This is a genomic window from Thiobacillus sp. 65-1402, assembly GCF_001897685.1.
Lineage (GTDB): Bacteria > Pseudomonadota > Gammaproteobacteria > Burkholderiales > Thiobacillaceae > Thiobacillus.
Genome location: NZ_MKUG01000005.1, coordinates 1 through 15877 on the forward strand (window position 1 = coordinate 1; position 15877 = coordinate 15877).

A 15877-nucleotide genomic window follows, 5' to 3' on the forward strand; every position below is an offset into this window, starting at 1 on the left:
CATCAAGGAAGAGATCGACCACCTGCGCGGCGAAATGGCCGAACTGCAGCGTAAGGGCCACGACGACAAGCTCGCGGAGATTCAATACGGCAAGCTGCCGCAGCTCGAAGCGCAGCTGAAGACGGCCGAAGCCAGCGGCGAGAAGCCGGCGTTCAAGCTCTTGCGCACCGAAGTCGGCGCCGAGGAAATCGCCGAGGTGGTGTCGCGCGCCACCGGCATCCCGGTGGCCAAGATGCTGCAGGGTGAGCGCGACAAGCTGCTGCACATGGAAGACAAGCTGCACGGCCGGGTGGTGGGGCAGGACGAGGCCGTGCGCGTCGTCTCCGATGCCATCCGCCGCTCGCGCGCCGGACTCTCCGATCCCAACCGGCCGCTCGGCTCGTTCCTGTTCCTCGGCCCCACCGGCGTCGGCAAGACGGAGCTGTGCAAGACGCTCGCCGAATACCTGTTCGATTCCGCCGACCACATGATCCGCATCGACATGAGCGAATTCATGGAGAAGCACTCGGTCGCGCGCCTCATCGGCGCGCCGCCCGGCTACGTCGGGTACGAGGAAGGCGGCTATCTGACCGAGGCGGTGCGCCGCAAACCCTATTCCGTCATCCTGATGGACGAGGTCGAAAAGGCGCACCCGGACGTCTTCAACGTGCTGCTGCAGGTGCTCGACGACGGCCGTTTGACCGACGGCCAGGGCCGCACCGTCGACTTCCGCAACACCGTGATCGTGATGACGTCCAACCTCGGCAGCCAGATGATCCAGCAGATGGCGGGCGACGACTACCAGGTGGTGAAGCTCGCCGTGCTGGGCGAGGTGAAGTCCTACTTCCGCCCCGAGTTCATCAACCGCATCGACGAGGTCGTGGTTTTCCACGCGCTGTCCGAAGGGCACATCGCCAGCATCGCGCGCATCCAGCTGCAGGCGCTGGAGCAGCGCCTGGCGCAGATGGAGATGAAGCTCGACGTCAGCGACGCCGCGCTGGCCGAAATCGCCAAGGCCGGATTCGACCCGATTTACGGCGCGCGGCCGCTCAAGCGCGCCATCCAGAGCGAGCTGGAAAACCCGCTGGCGAAGGAAATCCTCGGTGGCCACTTCGCGCCCAACGACACCATTCGCGTCGACGCGCAAAACGGGGTTTTCAGCTTCGAGAAGGCGTGATCGGTGCCGGGTAAGTGAAGCTGAGAGAGGGCGGGATTCCGCCCTCTTTGAATTTGAGGGCGTGAGAACACATGGATCATTCAGATTTCGAAAACGCCTATCGAGCATTCAGGCAGGTTTTGGTATCCGGAGATATCCCGGACCTGATGCCCTTCTCCTACGAACCCTGCGAGCGGGTCGAGAAAGGCAACTGGCGTTTGTTTGCCGGGTTTGGCGTGACCAGTGATTTGCGCTTGGCCATCAACCATCTCAATGCCTGGCGGGTGCGGCTGCACGAGTGGGCGGCTTGGCTAAAAGTCTTGAAATCGCATGAAGAGCAAATAGCACTCGAACTTCAATTCCATTTTCTCGATCACCTGATGTTTTTCTGCATGTTCCAGCCCAGCGGTTTTCGCGATATGTTGGCGCATGTGGCGACACAGTCAGTACATCAGGGAAATCTAAGCACAGGCAAGACCGAGCGGGATGTATTGGTGCAAGACAGCCGGAAAGGGCCTTTGAAGCGGAAGGAGGTTGAAGCGCAACTGGAAAGTCTGTGCGAACACTGGACGCAGGCTCAAGCGTTCATCGAAAGTTTGTCCACTCTTGATACCGACGACTACCGCCGTCTTACCCTGAATTATCGCAATCGGGCCAGTCATGCCATTCCGCCGCGTTTCGGGTGGGGCGAAGTCGGTTTTTTGACGCGCTCGATTGAGCCTTGGACAGAGTTTGTGGCACAAAGTGACGGCACAGTCGAAATTGTTGAGACCAGCCTCAAATCGGTTGTTTACTCGCTTGGCGGAACGCCGCCTCTGGAACTGGAGTATACGTACCGTGCAAATCTGCATGAGCACGATCTCGCCAGCCGAGCGCTCGAAGCCTACTGCGCCTTGCTCGATGAAATTCTGTTGGCGCTGCCGGTTGCTTGAGTTTTACTTTGCAAGATTCCTTTTACTTGCGCAGCGAGCCGCCGCGTATCGTATCCGCCCAGCCGCATAGGCGTTCTTTGTGTTCCGGCGGAGTGGGTTGCGAGTGCGCCCGCTGGCTGAGAAAACGGCGATTGAACAGCGGGACGTGGAACGAGGACATGTATTGTTGAAGGAATTAGGTTGGGAACGTTTTAGTGGAATGAGGTGCGCACGATTTCAATTGCTGCGAACTTCTGGGATGCAATCGATAACGATTTTCCGTCGATCATGCCTCCCAAGGCCGGTTATTTGGGTTGCCCAAATCGCGGCTGCCATGTAGTACCGTCAGAATGTCGATCCGCTGTGGAGAGAGGCGGTAAATGATGCGATATCCCTGGAACACGAGTTCGCGGATGTTGGCAACATCGACCTCGGGGACGACTCTTCCCAGTTCGGGGAAGGTGTGCAAGGCGTCAATATGATCGAAAAGTCGTTGAATGAAAAATGTTGCGCGGGCGGGTGCATCGCTGGCGATGTAGTCGCGCAGTGCCGCCATATCGAGCATCGCGGGTTCCGACCATTCAATCCGCATTGCCGAGTAGGCGCTTTCTGGCTTCTTCGTGCGGGATGGTGCGGCCTTCGTTGACGGCTTTCAGGCCAGCTTCGATTTTTTGCCGTACATAAAATTCATACAGGATGTCGTCGAACGTCGCCGTGTCGGGCAGACGTTCGATCAGTTGGCGAGCCATTTCCTTGGCTGTTTGCATGGCGGGACTCCGTGAAACCGTTGATTAATCTTACACCGTGAATAGAGAGAAAACGGGTGTCAGGCTCGATCTGGTTGAGTTGCGCAGTTTTGCCCGATCCCACCCCACCCCCTAGAATGGCCTGACGACCGTTCCTGCCGGATTGCTTTGCCCGCCCGCCTCGTCAAATCTCTGATCTTCCTTGTCGCGCTTGCCGCGACGCCGGCTTATGCGCTGACGGTGGAGGTGCAGGCTCCCGATGAACTCAAGGCACTTCTGACGCAGCATCTGGAAACGGCGCGGGCGGCACGCTCGGGCGCAAAGCCCGATGCCGAGGAAGTCGCGCGGCTGCAGCGGCAGAGCGAGCTGACGGTGCGCGACCTCCTGGCGACCGAAGGCTATTTTTCGCCGCAGGTGGACAGCGCGGTGGAACGCTCGGGCGACGACTGGCGGGTGATTTACCGGGTCGACCCCGGTGCGCGCACGCGGGTGCGCAGCGTGAAGCTGACCTTCGGCGGCGCCTTGCAAACGCGGGCCGATGCGGCCAGCCTGCGAGGGCGCGTCGAACGCAGCTTCACGCTGAAGCAGGGCATGCCGTTTCGCCAGGCGGACTGGGAGGCGGCCAAGCTGGCGGTGCTGCGGCCCCTGCTGGCGGGCGCCTATCCGGCGGCGCAGATCGAGGCGAGCGAGGCGCGCATCGATCCCGCCGCACAGGCGGCGGACCTGACCCTGACGCTCGACAGCGGCCCCGCCTTCTTTTACGGCCAGCCGGCCATCAGCGGCAGCCGGCGCTATCCCGAGTCGATCGTCCGCAACCTCAACCCTGTCAGCCCCGGCAAGCCGGTGCGCCAGCAGGATTTGCTGGACTATCAGACGGCGCTCGAATCCAGCGGCTATTACGCGCAGGCCGCAGTGCGCATCGAACCCGACCCGGCGCTGGCGGCGGCGGTGCCGCTCCAGGTCGAGGTGGTGGAGCGGCCGGAGAAGCGCTTCAGCGTCGGCGCCGGCATCAGCACCGACACCGGCGCACGGGTGCAGGCGTCGTGGCTGGATCGCGACATCCTGGACCGCGGCATGCGCCTCAAGCTCGATGCGCGCCTGGAAACCGCCCGCCAGACCGGGGCGGCGGAGCTGGCCTGGCCGCGCACGGTCAAGGGCTACGAACACGGCCTCGGCGTGCAGCTCAAGCAGGAAGACATCAAGGGGCAGGAAACCCGCTCCACGGTATTTGCGGCCAAGCGCAGCCGCACGCGCGGGCAGATCGAATCGACCCTGTCGCTGCAATACCAGACCGAACAGCAGAGCATCGCCGACGTGCTGGACGTGCGCAACCAGGCGCTGACCGCCAACTACGCCTGGACCCAGCGCACGGTGGGGCGCGCGTTCTATCCGCGGCGCGGCCATGTACTGACCCTGCAGGGCGGCGGCGCGGCCGAGGCCTTGCTGTCGGATACCAGCTTCATTCGCCTGTATGCCCGCCACACCCAGTATTTCCCGGCCGGCGGCAACGGGCGGCTGGTGCTGCGCGGCGAATTCGGCAGCGTGCTGGCGGAGTCGCGCGACGGCATCCCCACCGATTTCCTGTTCCGCGCCGGCGGCGACAATTCGGTGCGCGGCTATGCCTATCAGAGCCTGGGGCGCACGCTCACCGGCGGGGTGGCATCGGTTCGCTATCTCGCCACCGGCAGTGCCGAATACAACTATTTTTTCAACCGCGACTGGGGCATGGCGCTGTTCGTCGATGCCGGCGACGCGGCCGACAGCCCGGGCGCCCTGTCGCCGGTATTTGGCTACGGCGTGGGCGCGCGCTACCGCTCTCCGGTCGGGCCGGTGAATCTCGACCTCGCCTACGGCGAAGCCACCGCCAAATTCCGCCTGCATTTCTCGCTCGGAGTATCGTTTTGAAGCGCGCCGTCCGCTGGCTGCTTGGCCTGTTTGCGCTGCTGGGCCTGCTGCTCGCGGCGGGCGCCTTCCTGACGGGCACGACCACCGGGTTCCGCTGGCTGAGCGGAACAGCGGCGAGCCTGAGTGGCGGCCAAGTGCAGATCGAAGGCGTCGACGGCCATCTCGGCGTGCCGCTCGGCATCCGCAAACTGACGATCGCCAGCGCCACCCGGCGTATCGAAGTCGAGGGCATCCGCCTCGAATGGCAGCCGCGCGCGCTGTGGCAGCGCCGGCTCGACGTCGACCTGCTGGCGGCGCGCAATGCGCGAGTGACGATCCTGAAGCCCGACCCCACGCCGCTGCAGTTGCCGCGCAGCCTGCGCCTGCCGCTCGACGTGCGGGTGCGCACACTCGATCTGGCGCAGCTGGAGATCGTCGATGCCGGTGCCAGCTTGCGCTTCGCCGCGCTGCGCGGGCGGCTCGACGACGACGGCCAGCGCTATCGCCTGACCCAGGCAAGCGCAAGCTCGCCGTGGGCCGGGCTGCAGGGACAAGTCGAGATCGGCAAGGACGCGCCGTTTGCCTTGCAGGGGCGCATCGACGCCGTGCGCGACGAACCGGTTCCGATAGCGGCCCGGCTCGGCCTGGCCGGCACCCTGACGGCATTACAGTTCAGGCTCGACGCCGAGGCGCAAAGCATGCGCATGATGGCCCGCGGCGAAGCCGCGCCGTTCGCACGCGTGCGCCTGCCCCGATTGCTGCTGAGCGGGCAGGGGATCGACCCGCGGCTGTTCGTGGCGGACGCGCCGGCCGCCGATCTGGCGTTTTCCGGGGTGTTCGAGGGACGTGCCGGCGAGCGCCTGCTCGGCAGCTTCAGCCTGACCAACCGGCTGGCCGGCCGGCTCGACCAGAAGCGGCTGCCGCTGGCCAACCTGACCGGAGCGCTGGCGGGCGACATGAGCCATGCGGACTTCAGCGCGCTGGCGATCGACCTGGGCGCGGCCGGACAACTCACGGGGACGGGCCAGTGGCGCGACGGCCGCTTTGCGCTCGACCTTGCCAGCCTGCGCCTCGATCTGGCCGGCCTGCACCGCGATCTCCATGCCACGCGCCTGCGCACGACGCTGCGACTGACCGGCGATGCGGCGCGCCAGACGCTCGACGCCGAGGTGGGAGAAACCTGGGGGCAGGGGCGCTTCACGCTGAGCCATGCCGCTTCGGCTTTGCGGCTGGAGGCGGCGACTTTCAGCGGCCAGGCCGGCCGGCTGACGGCGAAAGGCAGGCTGCAGCTCGATGCCAGCCGCGCGTTTTCCGCCGAGTTCGACGCCACGCAGATCAATCCGGCGCGCTTCGGAAATTTTCCGCGCGCGCGGCTCAACGCGCGTGGCCAGGTGAGCGGCGCGCTGCTGCCCGGCCTGCGGATGCACACGCAATTCACCCTGCCGCCGGGCGAGCTTGAGGGCCGCCCGGTCCGCGGGCAGGGACGTTTGCGCTACGAAAACCGGCATTTGGCCGAGGCCGACATCGACCTCGATATCGCCGGCAACCGGGCGCAGCTGGCGGGCGCCTATGGCCGCGCCGGCGACCGCCTGAAGTGGGACGTCGACGCGCCCGCGCTGGCGCGGCTGAACCTGGGGCTGGCCGGGCGGCTGACCAGCACGGGCAGCGCCGGCGGCGATCCTGCCCGGCCGCAGGTCGACGCGAAAGTGGCGGCCAGCGGCCTGCGCCTGCCGGGCGACATCGCCGCCGATAGCCTGGATCTGCAGCTCGAATTGCAGGCGACCGCGGTCGGCGCGTTCAACGGCCGGCTCGACGCGCGCGGGGTGCGCCTGGCCGGGCAGCGCCTGAGCGCCATCCGCGCGGACCTGCAGGGCCGCCGCAACGCGCACACGCTGTCGCTCGACGCCCGCCTGCCCGCCTGGCGGCTGACGGCGAATCTCGCCGGCGGACTGGACGCCACGCGGAGCTCGTGGCGCGGGCAGCTGAACCGGGCCGAGGTGGAGGGCGCCTGGCCGATGCGGCTGCGCGCGCCCGCCGCGCTGACGCTGTCGCGCGAGCGGCAACAGGTGAACGATCTGGCACTGACGCTGGCGGGCGGCCAGGTCAACGTGGCGCAGATCGACCGTCAGGGCGCGCAGCTGGCCACGCGTGGCAGCTTGGCCAACCTGCCGCTGGCGCCCGTGCTCGGCCTGCTGGAAAAGCCGTTGCCGTTCACCACCGACCTGCGGGTGAACGGCGACTGGAGCCTGCGCCTGGGCGATACGCTCGACGGCCAAGCGCGCCTGCTGCGCCAGAGCGGCGACGTGCAGCTGACCGAGCCGGCGATGAATCTGGGACTGACCGCGCTCGCGCTGAATTTTCGTGCCGACGCCAGCCGCGTCGCCGCCCGCCTCGAAGCCGATACCCGCGAGGCCGGGCAGCTGCGTGCCGAAGGACGCGCCACGCTGGAACGCACGGCCGCCGCCTTCGGCTTGCCGCGCAGTGCGCCGCTGGCATGGACGGCCACGCTCAACGTGCCCGACCTGCGTCTGGCCAGGCCTTTCCTGCCAGTCGGCATCCGGCTGGATGCGCGCTTGGCCGCGCAACTCGCGGGCAGCGGCAGCCTGGCGGCGCCGCGCATCGACGGCCAGATCGATGCCGGCGCGATCCGCTTTGCGATGCCGGAAGAAGGCATCGCCATCACCGACGGCAGCCTGAAACTGCTGCTGGACGGCGACCGGGTGCGGGTGCAGCAGGGCGAGCTGAAAGGCCAGAGCGGACGCATCGTGGTGAGCGGCGAAGCGCAGCTGAAAAATCCGCAGGCGGGGCTCACGCTGGTCTTCGAGAAGTTTGCCGCCATCAATCGCAGCGACCGCCGAGTGAGCGTGTCCGGCACGAGCCGTCTCAATCTCGACCCGCAGCGCCTGCAACTCACCGGCGAACTCACCGCCGACCGCGCCCGGCTGGAAATGCCGGAGGCGAGCCGGCCCGCGTTGTCGAGCGACGTCGTTGTCATCGGCCAGCCGCCGCGTGAAAAACCGGTGGCGCAGCGTTTCCCGCTGGCGCTCGATCTGACGCTCAGGCTGGGCGACGATTTCCTGTTCAAGGGCGGCGGGCTCGATGCGCGGCTGGGCGGCCGGCTGCGCGTGTTCACCGTCAGCCAGAAGCCGCGCCATGATCGCCCGCAGGGCGAGCGTCAGGCGGCGTACCCCGCGCAGGCGCTGCGCGGCGAAGGCACGATCCAGGTGGAAGAAGGGCGCTACGCGGCCTATGCGCAGACGCTGGAGATCGAGCGCGGGGTGCTGCGCTTTGCCGGGCCGATCGACAATCCCGCGCTGGACGTGCTGGCGGTGCGCAAGAACCCGAGCGTCAAGGCCGGCGTGCAGGTCAGCGGCACGGTGCAGCGCCCGCTGGTGAAGCTGTATTCCGATCCGGTCCTGCCCGACACCGAAAAGCTCGCCTGGCTGGTGCTGGGGCATGGCCTGGAAAACAGCGGGCAGCAGGAATTCGTGCTGCTGCAGGTCGCGGCCGGTGCGCTGCTGAGCCAGGCCGAATCGGTGAACTTTCAGGCGAAACTGGCCGACACGCTGGGCATCGACAGCTTCGACGTGCGCGCCGGCAGCGGCGAAGCCCTTACCAGCAGCGTGGTCAGCGTCGGCAAGCGCCTCTCGTCGCGCGCCATGCTGAGCTACGAGCAGAGCCTGGACGGACTGAGCCAGGTGGTCAAGGTGCTGTACCAGCTGACGCCGCACGTGCGGCTGGAAGCGCAGGCCGGCCAGCAAAGCAGCTTCGACGCGTTTTACAGCCTGGAATACGACTGAATCCATCGGGCGGCGATGTTAGAATCCGGGCATGTTTCATCCCCTGCTTGTTCTCATGCAGCCCGTGTTTTCGACGATTGATAGTGCTGGGGACCGCTGATGCGCATCCTGCTTTCCAACGATGACGGTTACTTCGCCCCCGGCCTTGCCGCGCTGGCGCGGGCGCTCGCCCCTCTGGCCGACATCACCGTGGTGGCGCCCGAACGCGACCGCAGCGGCGCGTCCAACTCGCTGACGCTCGATCGCCCGCTGATGTTGCGGCAGGAGCCCGGCGGTTTTTACTACGTCAACGGCACCCCGACCGACTGCGTTCATCTGGCCGTCACCGGCATGCTCGACCATATGCCGGACATGGTGATCTCCGGCATCAACCACGGCGCCAACATGGGCGACGACACGATCTATTCGGGCACCGTCGCCGCCGCCACCGAAGGCTATCTGCTCGGCGTCCCGTCGATTGCGGTGTCGCTCGCCAACCACAATGCGCAGCATTTCGACACGGCCGCGCGCGTGGTGGTCGAACTGGTGCAGCGTATCCAGGCGCAGCCGCCGACCGAGCCGATGCTGCTCAACGTCAATGTGCCGGATCGCGCCTGGGCCGATCTCGGCGGCATCCGCGTGACCCGGCTGGGCAAGCGCCACAAGGCCGAGTCGGTGGTGAAGACCACCAACCCGCGCGGGCAGACCGTGTACTGGGTGGGGGCGGCGGGAGGCGCGCAGGATGCGGGCGAAGGCACCGATTTTCATGCCGTCGCCAACGGCTTCGTTTCGATTACCCCGCTGCAAATGGACCTGACCCGTTTCGGCCAGATGGACAGCGTAAACGTATGGCTGAATCCCTGAACCTGCGCGCCGGCATCGGCATGACTTCGGCACGCACGCGCGGCCGCATGGTCGAGCGCCTGCGCGAGCAGGGCATCAAGGACGAGATCGTGCTGGCGGCGATGGGCGCGGTGCCGCGCCACCTGTTCGTCGACCAGGCGCTGGAGTCGCGCGCCTACGAGGACACTGCGCTGCCGATCGGCTTCGGGCAGACCATCTCCAATCCCTACATCGTGGCGCGCATGGCCGAACTGGCGCGTCACGGCGAGGCGAGCCAGGGCCGCGAACTGGGCCGCGTGCTGGAAATCGGACTGGGCTGCGGCTATCAGGCAGCCGTGCTGGGCAAGCTGGCGCGCGAAGTGGTGTCGCTGGAGCGCATCGCCGCGCTGGTCGGCAAAACCCGCCAGCGCCTGCGCGAACTGCGGGTCAACAACGTCAAGCCCAAGCACGGCGACGGCATGGCGGGGGCGAAGGATTTTGCGCCGTTCGACGCCATCGTGATTGCGGCTGCGTTTGCCGAGGTGCCGCACGGCCTGCTGACCCAGCTGGGCGATGGCGGACGTCTGGTGATGCCGCTCGGCAATGCCACGCAGACGCTGTGCGTGCTCGAGCGCCAGGGCGATCAGTTCACCGAACGTCTGCTCGAGGGCGTGAAGTTCGTCCCCCTGCTGCCGGGGGTGGCGTGATCGGAGTGGCCGCCCGCGGCGGTGCGAGGGCCGCATGGCTGGGCGCACTGCTGCTAGCAATGGCGGGTTGCGTCTCGCATACGCCGGCGCCAGTGAGCGAACGGACCCCGGCGCGCGTCGCCAGCATGCCGCCCACCCCCGCCAAACCCGCCGCGGCGCAGCAGATTGTGCCGTCCGCCAACGGCCTGCACACGGTGCAACGTGGCGATACGCTGTATGCCATTGCGTTTGCCAACAGTCTGGATTACCGCGAAGTTGCCGACTGGAACCGGCTCGAGTCGCCCGACCGCATCCTGGTCGGCCAGGTGCTGCGGCTGACGCCGCCGCCGGGCGCGGTCGAAATCAAGCCGCTCGACGAAGTGCCCGCGCCGAGCGCGCGCCCGCTGCTCGAGCCGCCCTTGCAGCGCGAGCCGCAAGCCGTGTTGCTGGCGTATTCCGAGGCCAACTGGGCGCAGGTGTCGGCGCCGCCCGCAGTGTCGGCGGCACCCGCCGCGGCCCAGCCGGCGCCGGCTGCGGCGCCCGCCGCAGTGCCGCCTGCCGCTCCGGCATCCGCTTCCAGCGCGCCAGTCGACGGCTGGTTGTGGCCGGCCGACGGCACGCTGGCAGGGCGCTTTGGCGCGGCGGGCGGCAAAGGCATCGACATCGTCGGGCAGCGCAACGCACCAGTGAAAGCGGTGGCGCCCGGCAAGGTGGTATACAGCGGCAGCGGCCTGCGCGGCTACGGACGTCTGCTGATCGTCAAGCATGCGGGCGAGTTCCTCTCCGCCTATGCGCACAACGAAACGATCCTGGTGAAGGAAGGCGACAGCGTGAGCGCCGGGCAAAAAATCGCGCTGATGGGCGACAGCGACGCCGATCGGGTTAAACTGCATTTTGAAATCCGCCGTTATGGCAAACCGCTCGATCCACTGAACTACCTGCCGGAGCGTTCATGAGCCGTGAATCCAGTGACGAATCCGAAGACCTGACGCCAGACGATGCCGAAGCGGCACAGCCGGCGGTGGACAGCAGCGAGGAACTGGCGTCGGCCATCCTCGACGAGCCGCAGGTCGATGTCACTCAGCTCTACCTCAACGAAATCGGCCAGGCGCCGCTGCTGACCGCGGCGGAGGAAGTCGCGCTGGCGCGGCGCACCGTGCTGGGCGACTTCGAAGCGCGGCAGACCATGATCGAGCGCAACCTGCGGCTGGTGGTCAACATCGCCAAACATTACGCCAACCGCGGCCTGACGCTGCTCGACCTGGTGGAGGAGGGCAATCTCGGGCTGATCCACGCGCTGGAAAAATTCGATCCCGAGCGCGGTTTCCGCTTCTCCACCTATGCCACCTGGTGGATCCGCCAGAACATCGAGCGCGCGATCATGAACCAGTCGCGCACCATCCGCCTGCCGGTGCACATCATCAAGGAACTCAACATCTATCTGCGTGCCAAGCGGCATCTGGAAACCCACGGCGTAACCGACGCCACCTCGGACGACATCGCCGCGTTGACCGGCCATCCGGTCGAGGACGTGCGCCGCATCATGCGGCTGAACGAAAGAGTGGCATCGCTCGATGCGCCGCTTGAGGTCGACCCCACGCTGTCGCTGGGCGAAACGATCGCCGACGACAATGTCCATCTGCCGGACGAAATGCTGCAGGTCGAAGAAATCGAACACCATGTCCGCGAATGGCTGACTCAGCTCAACGACAAGCAGCGCTGGGTGATCGAGCGGCGCTTCGGCCTGAACGGCTGTGAAGCCTGCACGCTGGAAGACTTGGCGCTCGAACTGCAGGTGACGCGCGAGCGTGTGCGCCAGATCCAGATGGAATCCCTGCGCGTGCTGCGGCAGCTGCTGCGGCGGCGCGGCGTGTCCAAGGACGAACTGTTTTAACCCGCAAACGGCAGCGACCGCCGCTGGCGCATGGGGAGGCGCTGCAATGATCGATTGGCGGCAGATACACAGCGTCTTTCTCGACATGGACGGCACGCTGCTGGATCTCCATTTCGACAACCACTTCTGGCTGGAACACATGCCGCGCCGCTATGCCGAATACCACGGCCTTGCGCCGGAAGTGGCGCGCGCCCGTCTCACCGCGCATTACGAGCGCCACAGCGGCACCCTCAACTGGTATTGCCTCGACTTCTGGAGCAGCGAGCTTGCGCTCGACATCGTGCAGCTGAAGCAAGAGGTCGCGCACCTGATCGCCGTGCGCCCGGACGTGCCAGCCTTCCTGCAGGCGGTGCGCGCGTCGGGGCGGCGGGTGGTGATGGTGACCAACGCGCACCCCAAGAGCCTCGGCCTGAAAATGCGCGAAACCCGCATCGATGCCTATTTCGATGCGCTGATATCTTCCCATCAGGTCGGCCTGCCGAAGGAGCATCCGGATTTCTGGCAGGGCTTGCAGGCGGTCGAACCGTACGACAAGGCGCGTACCCTGTTCGTCGACGACAGCCTGCCGGTGCTGCGGAGTGCGCGGAATTACGGCATCGCCCAGCTGCTGGCGGTGTGCAACCCGGATTCGAAACAGCCGCACAAGGACTGCGGCGAATTCGCCGCCATCGCCAGCTTTGCCCAGGTGATGCCGGAATAGGCGGCACCGGGCAAGCGTTGCGCGGGGAGGCGGGTTAAACGGGGTCGATCAGCACCGCTGCGCCCACGTTGCGGCCCTCGGCGGCCAGGATGTTGTAGGTGCGGCAGAGTGCGCCGATGTCCATGACTTCCAGCCCGATGCGGGCGTCCAGCAGCGGGCGGGTGAGCGCAGGGTGGGGAAAGCGCAGCCGGCTGCCGGTGCCGAGCAGCACGATGTCGATGGGGTGCTTGGCGATCCAGGCAAAGTGCGCCGCCGTGAGTGCCGTAAAATCCAGCCCCGCCCAGGGCGCCACCTCGACGCCGCGGGCGCTGAGCAGCAGGCTCGTATCGTGGCGGGTGCCGCCAATCAGCACGTGGCCGGCCGCATAGCCGGTGAACAGCAACTGGTTCGGGGCGGTGTTGAGGTGCAGTTTCATGTCGAAACCATAGCAGATTCGAGGGCAGCCGGCGTTTGCCGGGGCAGGGCGGCTCCGGTAAAATCGCGCCTTTTCCAAGGCTTTGTTTTATTTTGATTTATTGCCTTGATTTTACGCAGGTTGACAAGGATCCGTTGTGACGGCAGATACCACGCCATGCTTACGCACCATTCATAAATCGTCCAAGCTGGACAAGGTCTGCTACGACATCCGCGGCCCGGTGATGGCGCGCGCGCGGCAGATGGAGGAAGAGGGCCAGCGCATCATCAAGCTGAACATCGGCAACCCGGCGCCGTTCGGCTTCGAGGCGCCCGAGGAGATCGTGCAGGACGTGATCGTCAACCTGCCGAACGCGTCGGGCTACAGCGATTCCAAGGGGCTGTTTTCGGCACGCAAGGCGATCATGCACGAGACCCAGCGCAAAGGCATCGCCGGGGTGGGCATCGACGACATCATCATCGGCAACGGCGTCTCCGAGCTGATCGTGATGGCGATGCAGGCGCTCCTCGACAATGGCGACGAGGTGCTGGTGCCGGCGCCGGACTACCCGCTGTGGACCGCGGCGGTGAGCCTAGGCGGCGGCAAGCCGCGCCACTACCTGTGCGACGAGGGCGCCGGCTGGCTGCCCGATCTCGACGACATCCGCGCCAAGATCACGCCGCATACCCGCGCCATCGTCATCATCAATCCGAACAATCCCACCGGTGCGCTGTATCCGACCGAACTGCTGCTGGAAATCCTGGAAATCGCCCGCCAGCACCAGTTGATCGTGTACGCCGACGAGATCTACGACAAGGTGCTGTTCGACGGCGTGGTGCATACCTCGATCGCCTCGCTGGCCGAGGACGTGCTGATCGTCACCTTCAACGGCCTGTCGAAGAACTACCGCGCCTGCGGCTACCGCTCCGGCTGGCTAATCGTGTCGGGCGACAAGCGCCACGCCAAGGACTATCTGGAAGGCCTCAACATGCTGGCGTCGATGCGCCTGTGCTCGAACGTGCCGGGGCAGTATGCGATCCAGACCGCGCTTGGCGGCTACCAGAGCATCAACGATCTGGTCGCGCCGAGCGGGCGCCTGACGCGCCAGCGCGACCTGGCGCACGAACTGCTGACCCTGATTCCCGGCGTCAGCTGCGTCAAGCCAAAGGCGGCGATGTACCTGTTCCCCAAGCTCGACCCCAAGCACTACCGCATCCACGACGACCAGAAATTCATCCTCAACCTGCTGGAAGAAGAGCGTGTGCTGGTGGTGCAGGGCAGCGGCTTCAACTGGCCGCACCCCGACCACATCCGGGTGGTGTTCCTGCCGCACGAGGAAGACCTGACCGAAGCGATTTCGCGCATGAGCCGGTTCCTCGACCGCTATCGCGCGCATCGCTGATTTTTTTTGACTGAGATCACACAATGAAACCCATCAACATCGGCCTGCTGGGCCTGGGAACCGTCGGCGGCGGCACGCTCACCGTGCTGCGCCGCAACGCCGAAGAAATCACCCGTCGTGCCGGCCGCGAAATCCGTGTGCTGCGCGCGGCGGTGCGCAATCCTGAAAAGGCCAGGGCGCTGGCGGGCGATCTGCCGCTGACGACCGACCCGTTCGACGTGGTCGACGATCCTGCGATCGACATCGTGGTCGAGCTGATCGGCGGCCTGGAACCGGCGCGCGAACTGGTGATGCAGGCGATCGCCAACGGCAAGCACGTGGTGACCGCCAACAAGCACCTGGTCGCCAAGCACGGCAACGAAATCTTCGCCGCGGCGCAGGCCAAAGGCGTGATGGTGACGTTCGAGGCGGCGGTGGCGGGCGGCATTCCCATCATCAAGGCGCTGCGCGAAGGCCTTTCCGCCAACCGCATCGAGTGGCTGGCCGGCATCATCAACGGCACCAGCAATTTCATCCTCACCGAGATGCGCGACAAGGGCGCCGCCTTCGACGACGTGCTGAAGGAGGCGCAGCGTCTGGGCTACGCCGAGGCCGACCCGACCTTCGACATCGAGGGCATCGACGCGGCGCACAAGCTGACCATCCTGTCGGCGATCGCCTTCGGCATCCCGATGCAGTTCGAGCGTGCCTATACGGAAGGGATTTCCAGGCTCACCCGCGAGGACGTGCAGTACGCCGAGGAACTCGGCTACCGAATCAAGCTCTTGGGCATCGCACGGCGCGCTGAGGCCGGCATCGAGTTGCGCGTGCATCCGACGCTGATCCCCGAGCGCCGCCTCATCGCCAACGTCGACGGCGCGATGAACGCCGTGCTGGTGAAGGGCGACGCCGTCGGCCCGACGCTGTATTACGGCGCCGGCGCCGGCGCCGAGCCGACCGCCTCTTCCGTGGTCGCCGATCTGATCGACGTCACCCGCCTGCATACCGCCGACCCGCACCACCGCGTGCCGCATCTGGCGTTCCAGCCCGACCAGCTGGCGGACACGCCGATCCTGCCGATGGACGAAGTGCGCACCGCCTACTACCTGCGCCTGCGCGCGTTCGACCGCCCCGGCGTGCTGGCCGACATCACCCGCATCCTGGCCGACAGCGACATCTCGATCGACGCCATGGTGCAGAAGGAACCGGCCGAGGGCGAGGAGCAGGTCAACATCATCCTGCTGACCCACATCACGGTGGAAAAAAACATCAATGCCGCGATCGCCAAGATCGAGGCGCTCGACGCCGTGGCGGGGCAGGTGATGCGCATCCGTCTCGAAGAACTGGCGGCCAGGTAATCAGGGTCAAGCAATGAACTACCTCAGCACGCGCGGCCTTGCGCCGCAATTACGTTTCTCCGAAATCCTGCTCGGCGGGCTCGCCAGCGACGGCGGCCTCTATGTGCCGGAGTCCTACCCGCGCTTTAGCGACGCCGAACTTACGGCGATGCGCGGGATGGATTACCGCGAACTGGCCTTCGCCGTA

At 66.1% G+C, this 15877-nt stretch carries 14 protein-coding genes and 1 pseudogene; 12 read left to right on the forward strand and 3 right to left on the reverse strand.

Translation table 11 applies throughout. The features are described 5' to 3' along the window. Both BGO62_RS00715 and BGO62_RS00720 read left to right on the forward strand, forming a co-directional pair. Positions 1-1156: AAA family ATPase (locus tag BGO62_RS00715; protein WP_296638541.1), on the forward strand; the 1156-nt coding region annotated here is incomplete at its 5' end. 71 nt (positions 1157-1227) lie between these two features. Next, entirely contained in the window at positions 1228-2067 is an 840-nt protein-coding gene (locus tag BGO62_RS00720) for a hypothetical protein (RefSeq protein WP_296638544.1), read from the forward strand. Between the two features lie 265 nt (positions 2068-2332). Here BGO62_RS00720 and BGO62_RS00725 read toward each other — a convergent pair whose 3' ends face one another. Beyond that, a complete protein-coding gene (locus BGO62_RS00725) occupies positions 2333-2611 on the reverse strand; it encodes a type II toxin-antitoxin system RelE/ParE family toxin (protein WP_296638548.1) in 279 nt (92 codons plus the stop codon). A 16-nt stretch (positions 2612-2627) separates the two neighbouring features. Then, on the reverse strand, positions 2628-2813 hold the full coding sequence (locus tag BGO62_RS00730; protein ID WP_296638551.1) for a hypothetical protein: 186 nt from the start codon (positions 2811-2813) through the stop codon (positions 2628-2630). A 147-nt stretch (positions 2814-2960) separates the two neighbouring features. Between BGO62_RS00730 and BGO62_RS00735 the strand changes: the two genes are divergently transcribed. The 7 genes from BGO62_RS00735 to yrfG all read left to right on the forward strand — a co-directional run bounded on the left by BGO62_RS00735 (position 2961) and on the right by yrfG (position 12557). After that, positions 2961-4697, forward strand: a complete 1737-nt coding sequence (locus BGO62_RS00735; protein WP_296638553.1) for an autotransporter assembly complex family protein — start codon at positions 2961-2963, stop codon at positions 4695-4697. Next, a complete protein-coding gene (locus tag BGO62_RS00740; RefSeq protein ID WP_296638556.1) occupies positions 4694-8476 on the forward strand; it encodes a translocation/assembly module TamB domain-containing protein in 3783 nt (1260 codons plus the stop codon). The genes BGO62_RS00735 and BGO62_RS00740 overlap by 4 nt, the downstream gene beginning before the upstream one ends. Before the next feature lie 99 nt (positions 8477-8575). Further along, positions 8576-9319, forward strand: a complete 744-nt coding sequence (gene surE / locus BGO62_RS00745) for a 5'/3'-nucleotidase SurE (protein WP_296638559.1) — start codon at positions 8576-8578, stop codon at positions 9317-9319. After that, complete coding sequence (locus BGO62_RS00750) at positions 9304-9984, forward strand: protein-L-isoaspartate(D-aspartate) O-methyltransferase (protein ID WP_296638562.1); 681 nt, start codon at positions 9304-9306, stop codon at positions 9982-9984. Before surE ends, BGO62_RS00750 begins: the two co-directional genes overlap by 16 nt. A 92-nt stretch (positions 9985-10076) precedes the next feature. After that, the gene (locus tag BGO62_RS00755) at positions 10077-10919 is read left to right on the forward strand and encodes a peptidoglycan DD-metalloendopeptidase family protein (protein ID WP_296638564.1); all 843 of its coding nucleotides are present in this window, start codon (positions 10077-10079) and stop codon (positions 10917-10919) included. Next, positions 10916-11857 carry an RNA polymerase sigma factor RpoS gene (gene rpoS, locus BGO62_RS00760; protein WP_296638566.1) on the forward strand — a complete coding sequence of 314 codons (942 nt, stop codon included), beginning with the start codon at positions 10916-10918 and terminating at the stop codon, positions 11855-11857. The genes BGO62_RS00755 and rpoS overlap by 4 nt, the downstream gene beginning before the upstream one ends. Positions 11858-11903: 46 nt before the next feature. Then, positions 11904-12557 (forward strand): GMP/IMP nucleotidase, encoded by a 654-nt coding sequence (yrfG, locus tag BGO62_RS00765; protein WP_296638568.1) that lies wholly within the window; start codon positions 11904-11906, stop codon positions 12555-12557. A 34-nt stretch (positions 12558-12591) separates the two neighbouring features. On the opposite strand, the gene BGO62_RS00770 is transcribed toward yrfG, so the two are convergent. Then, positions 12592-12972 carry an Mth938-like domain-containing protein gene (locus BGO62_RS00770; RefSeq protein WP_296638569.1) on the reverse strand — a complete coding sequence of 127 codons (381 nt, stop codon included), beginning with the start codon at positions 12970-12972 and terminating at the stop codon, positions 12592-12594. A gap of 136 nt (positions 12973-13108) precedes the next feature. Here BGO62_RS00770 and BGO62_RS00775 point away from each other — a divergent pair, with 136 nt between their 5' ends. The 3 genes and pseudogenes from BGO62_RS00775 to BGO62_RS00785 all read left to right on the forward strand — a co-directional run. Further along, on the forward strand, positions 13109-14353 hold the full coding sequence (locus tag BGO62_RS00775; RefSeq protein ID WP_296638572.1) for a pyridoxal phosphate-dependent aminotransferase: 1245 nt from the start codon (positions 13109-13111) through the stop codon (positions 14351-14353). 23 nt (positions 14354-14376) lie between these two features. After that, positions 14377-15690 (forward strand): homoserine dehydrogenase, encoded by a 1314-nt coding sequence (locus tag BGO62_RS00780; RefSeq protein WP_296638574.1) that lies wholly within the window; start codon positions 14377-14379, stop codon positions 15688-15690. Positions 15691-15703: 13 nt separating this feature from the next. After that, positions 15704-15877, forward strand: a pseudogene (locus BGO62_RS00785) (threonine synthase); the annotation flags it as partial.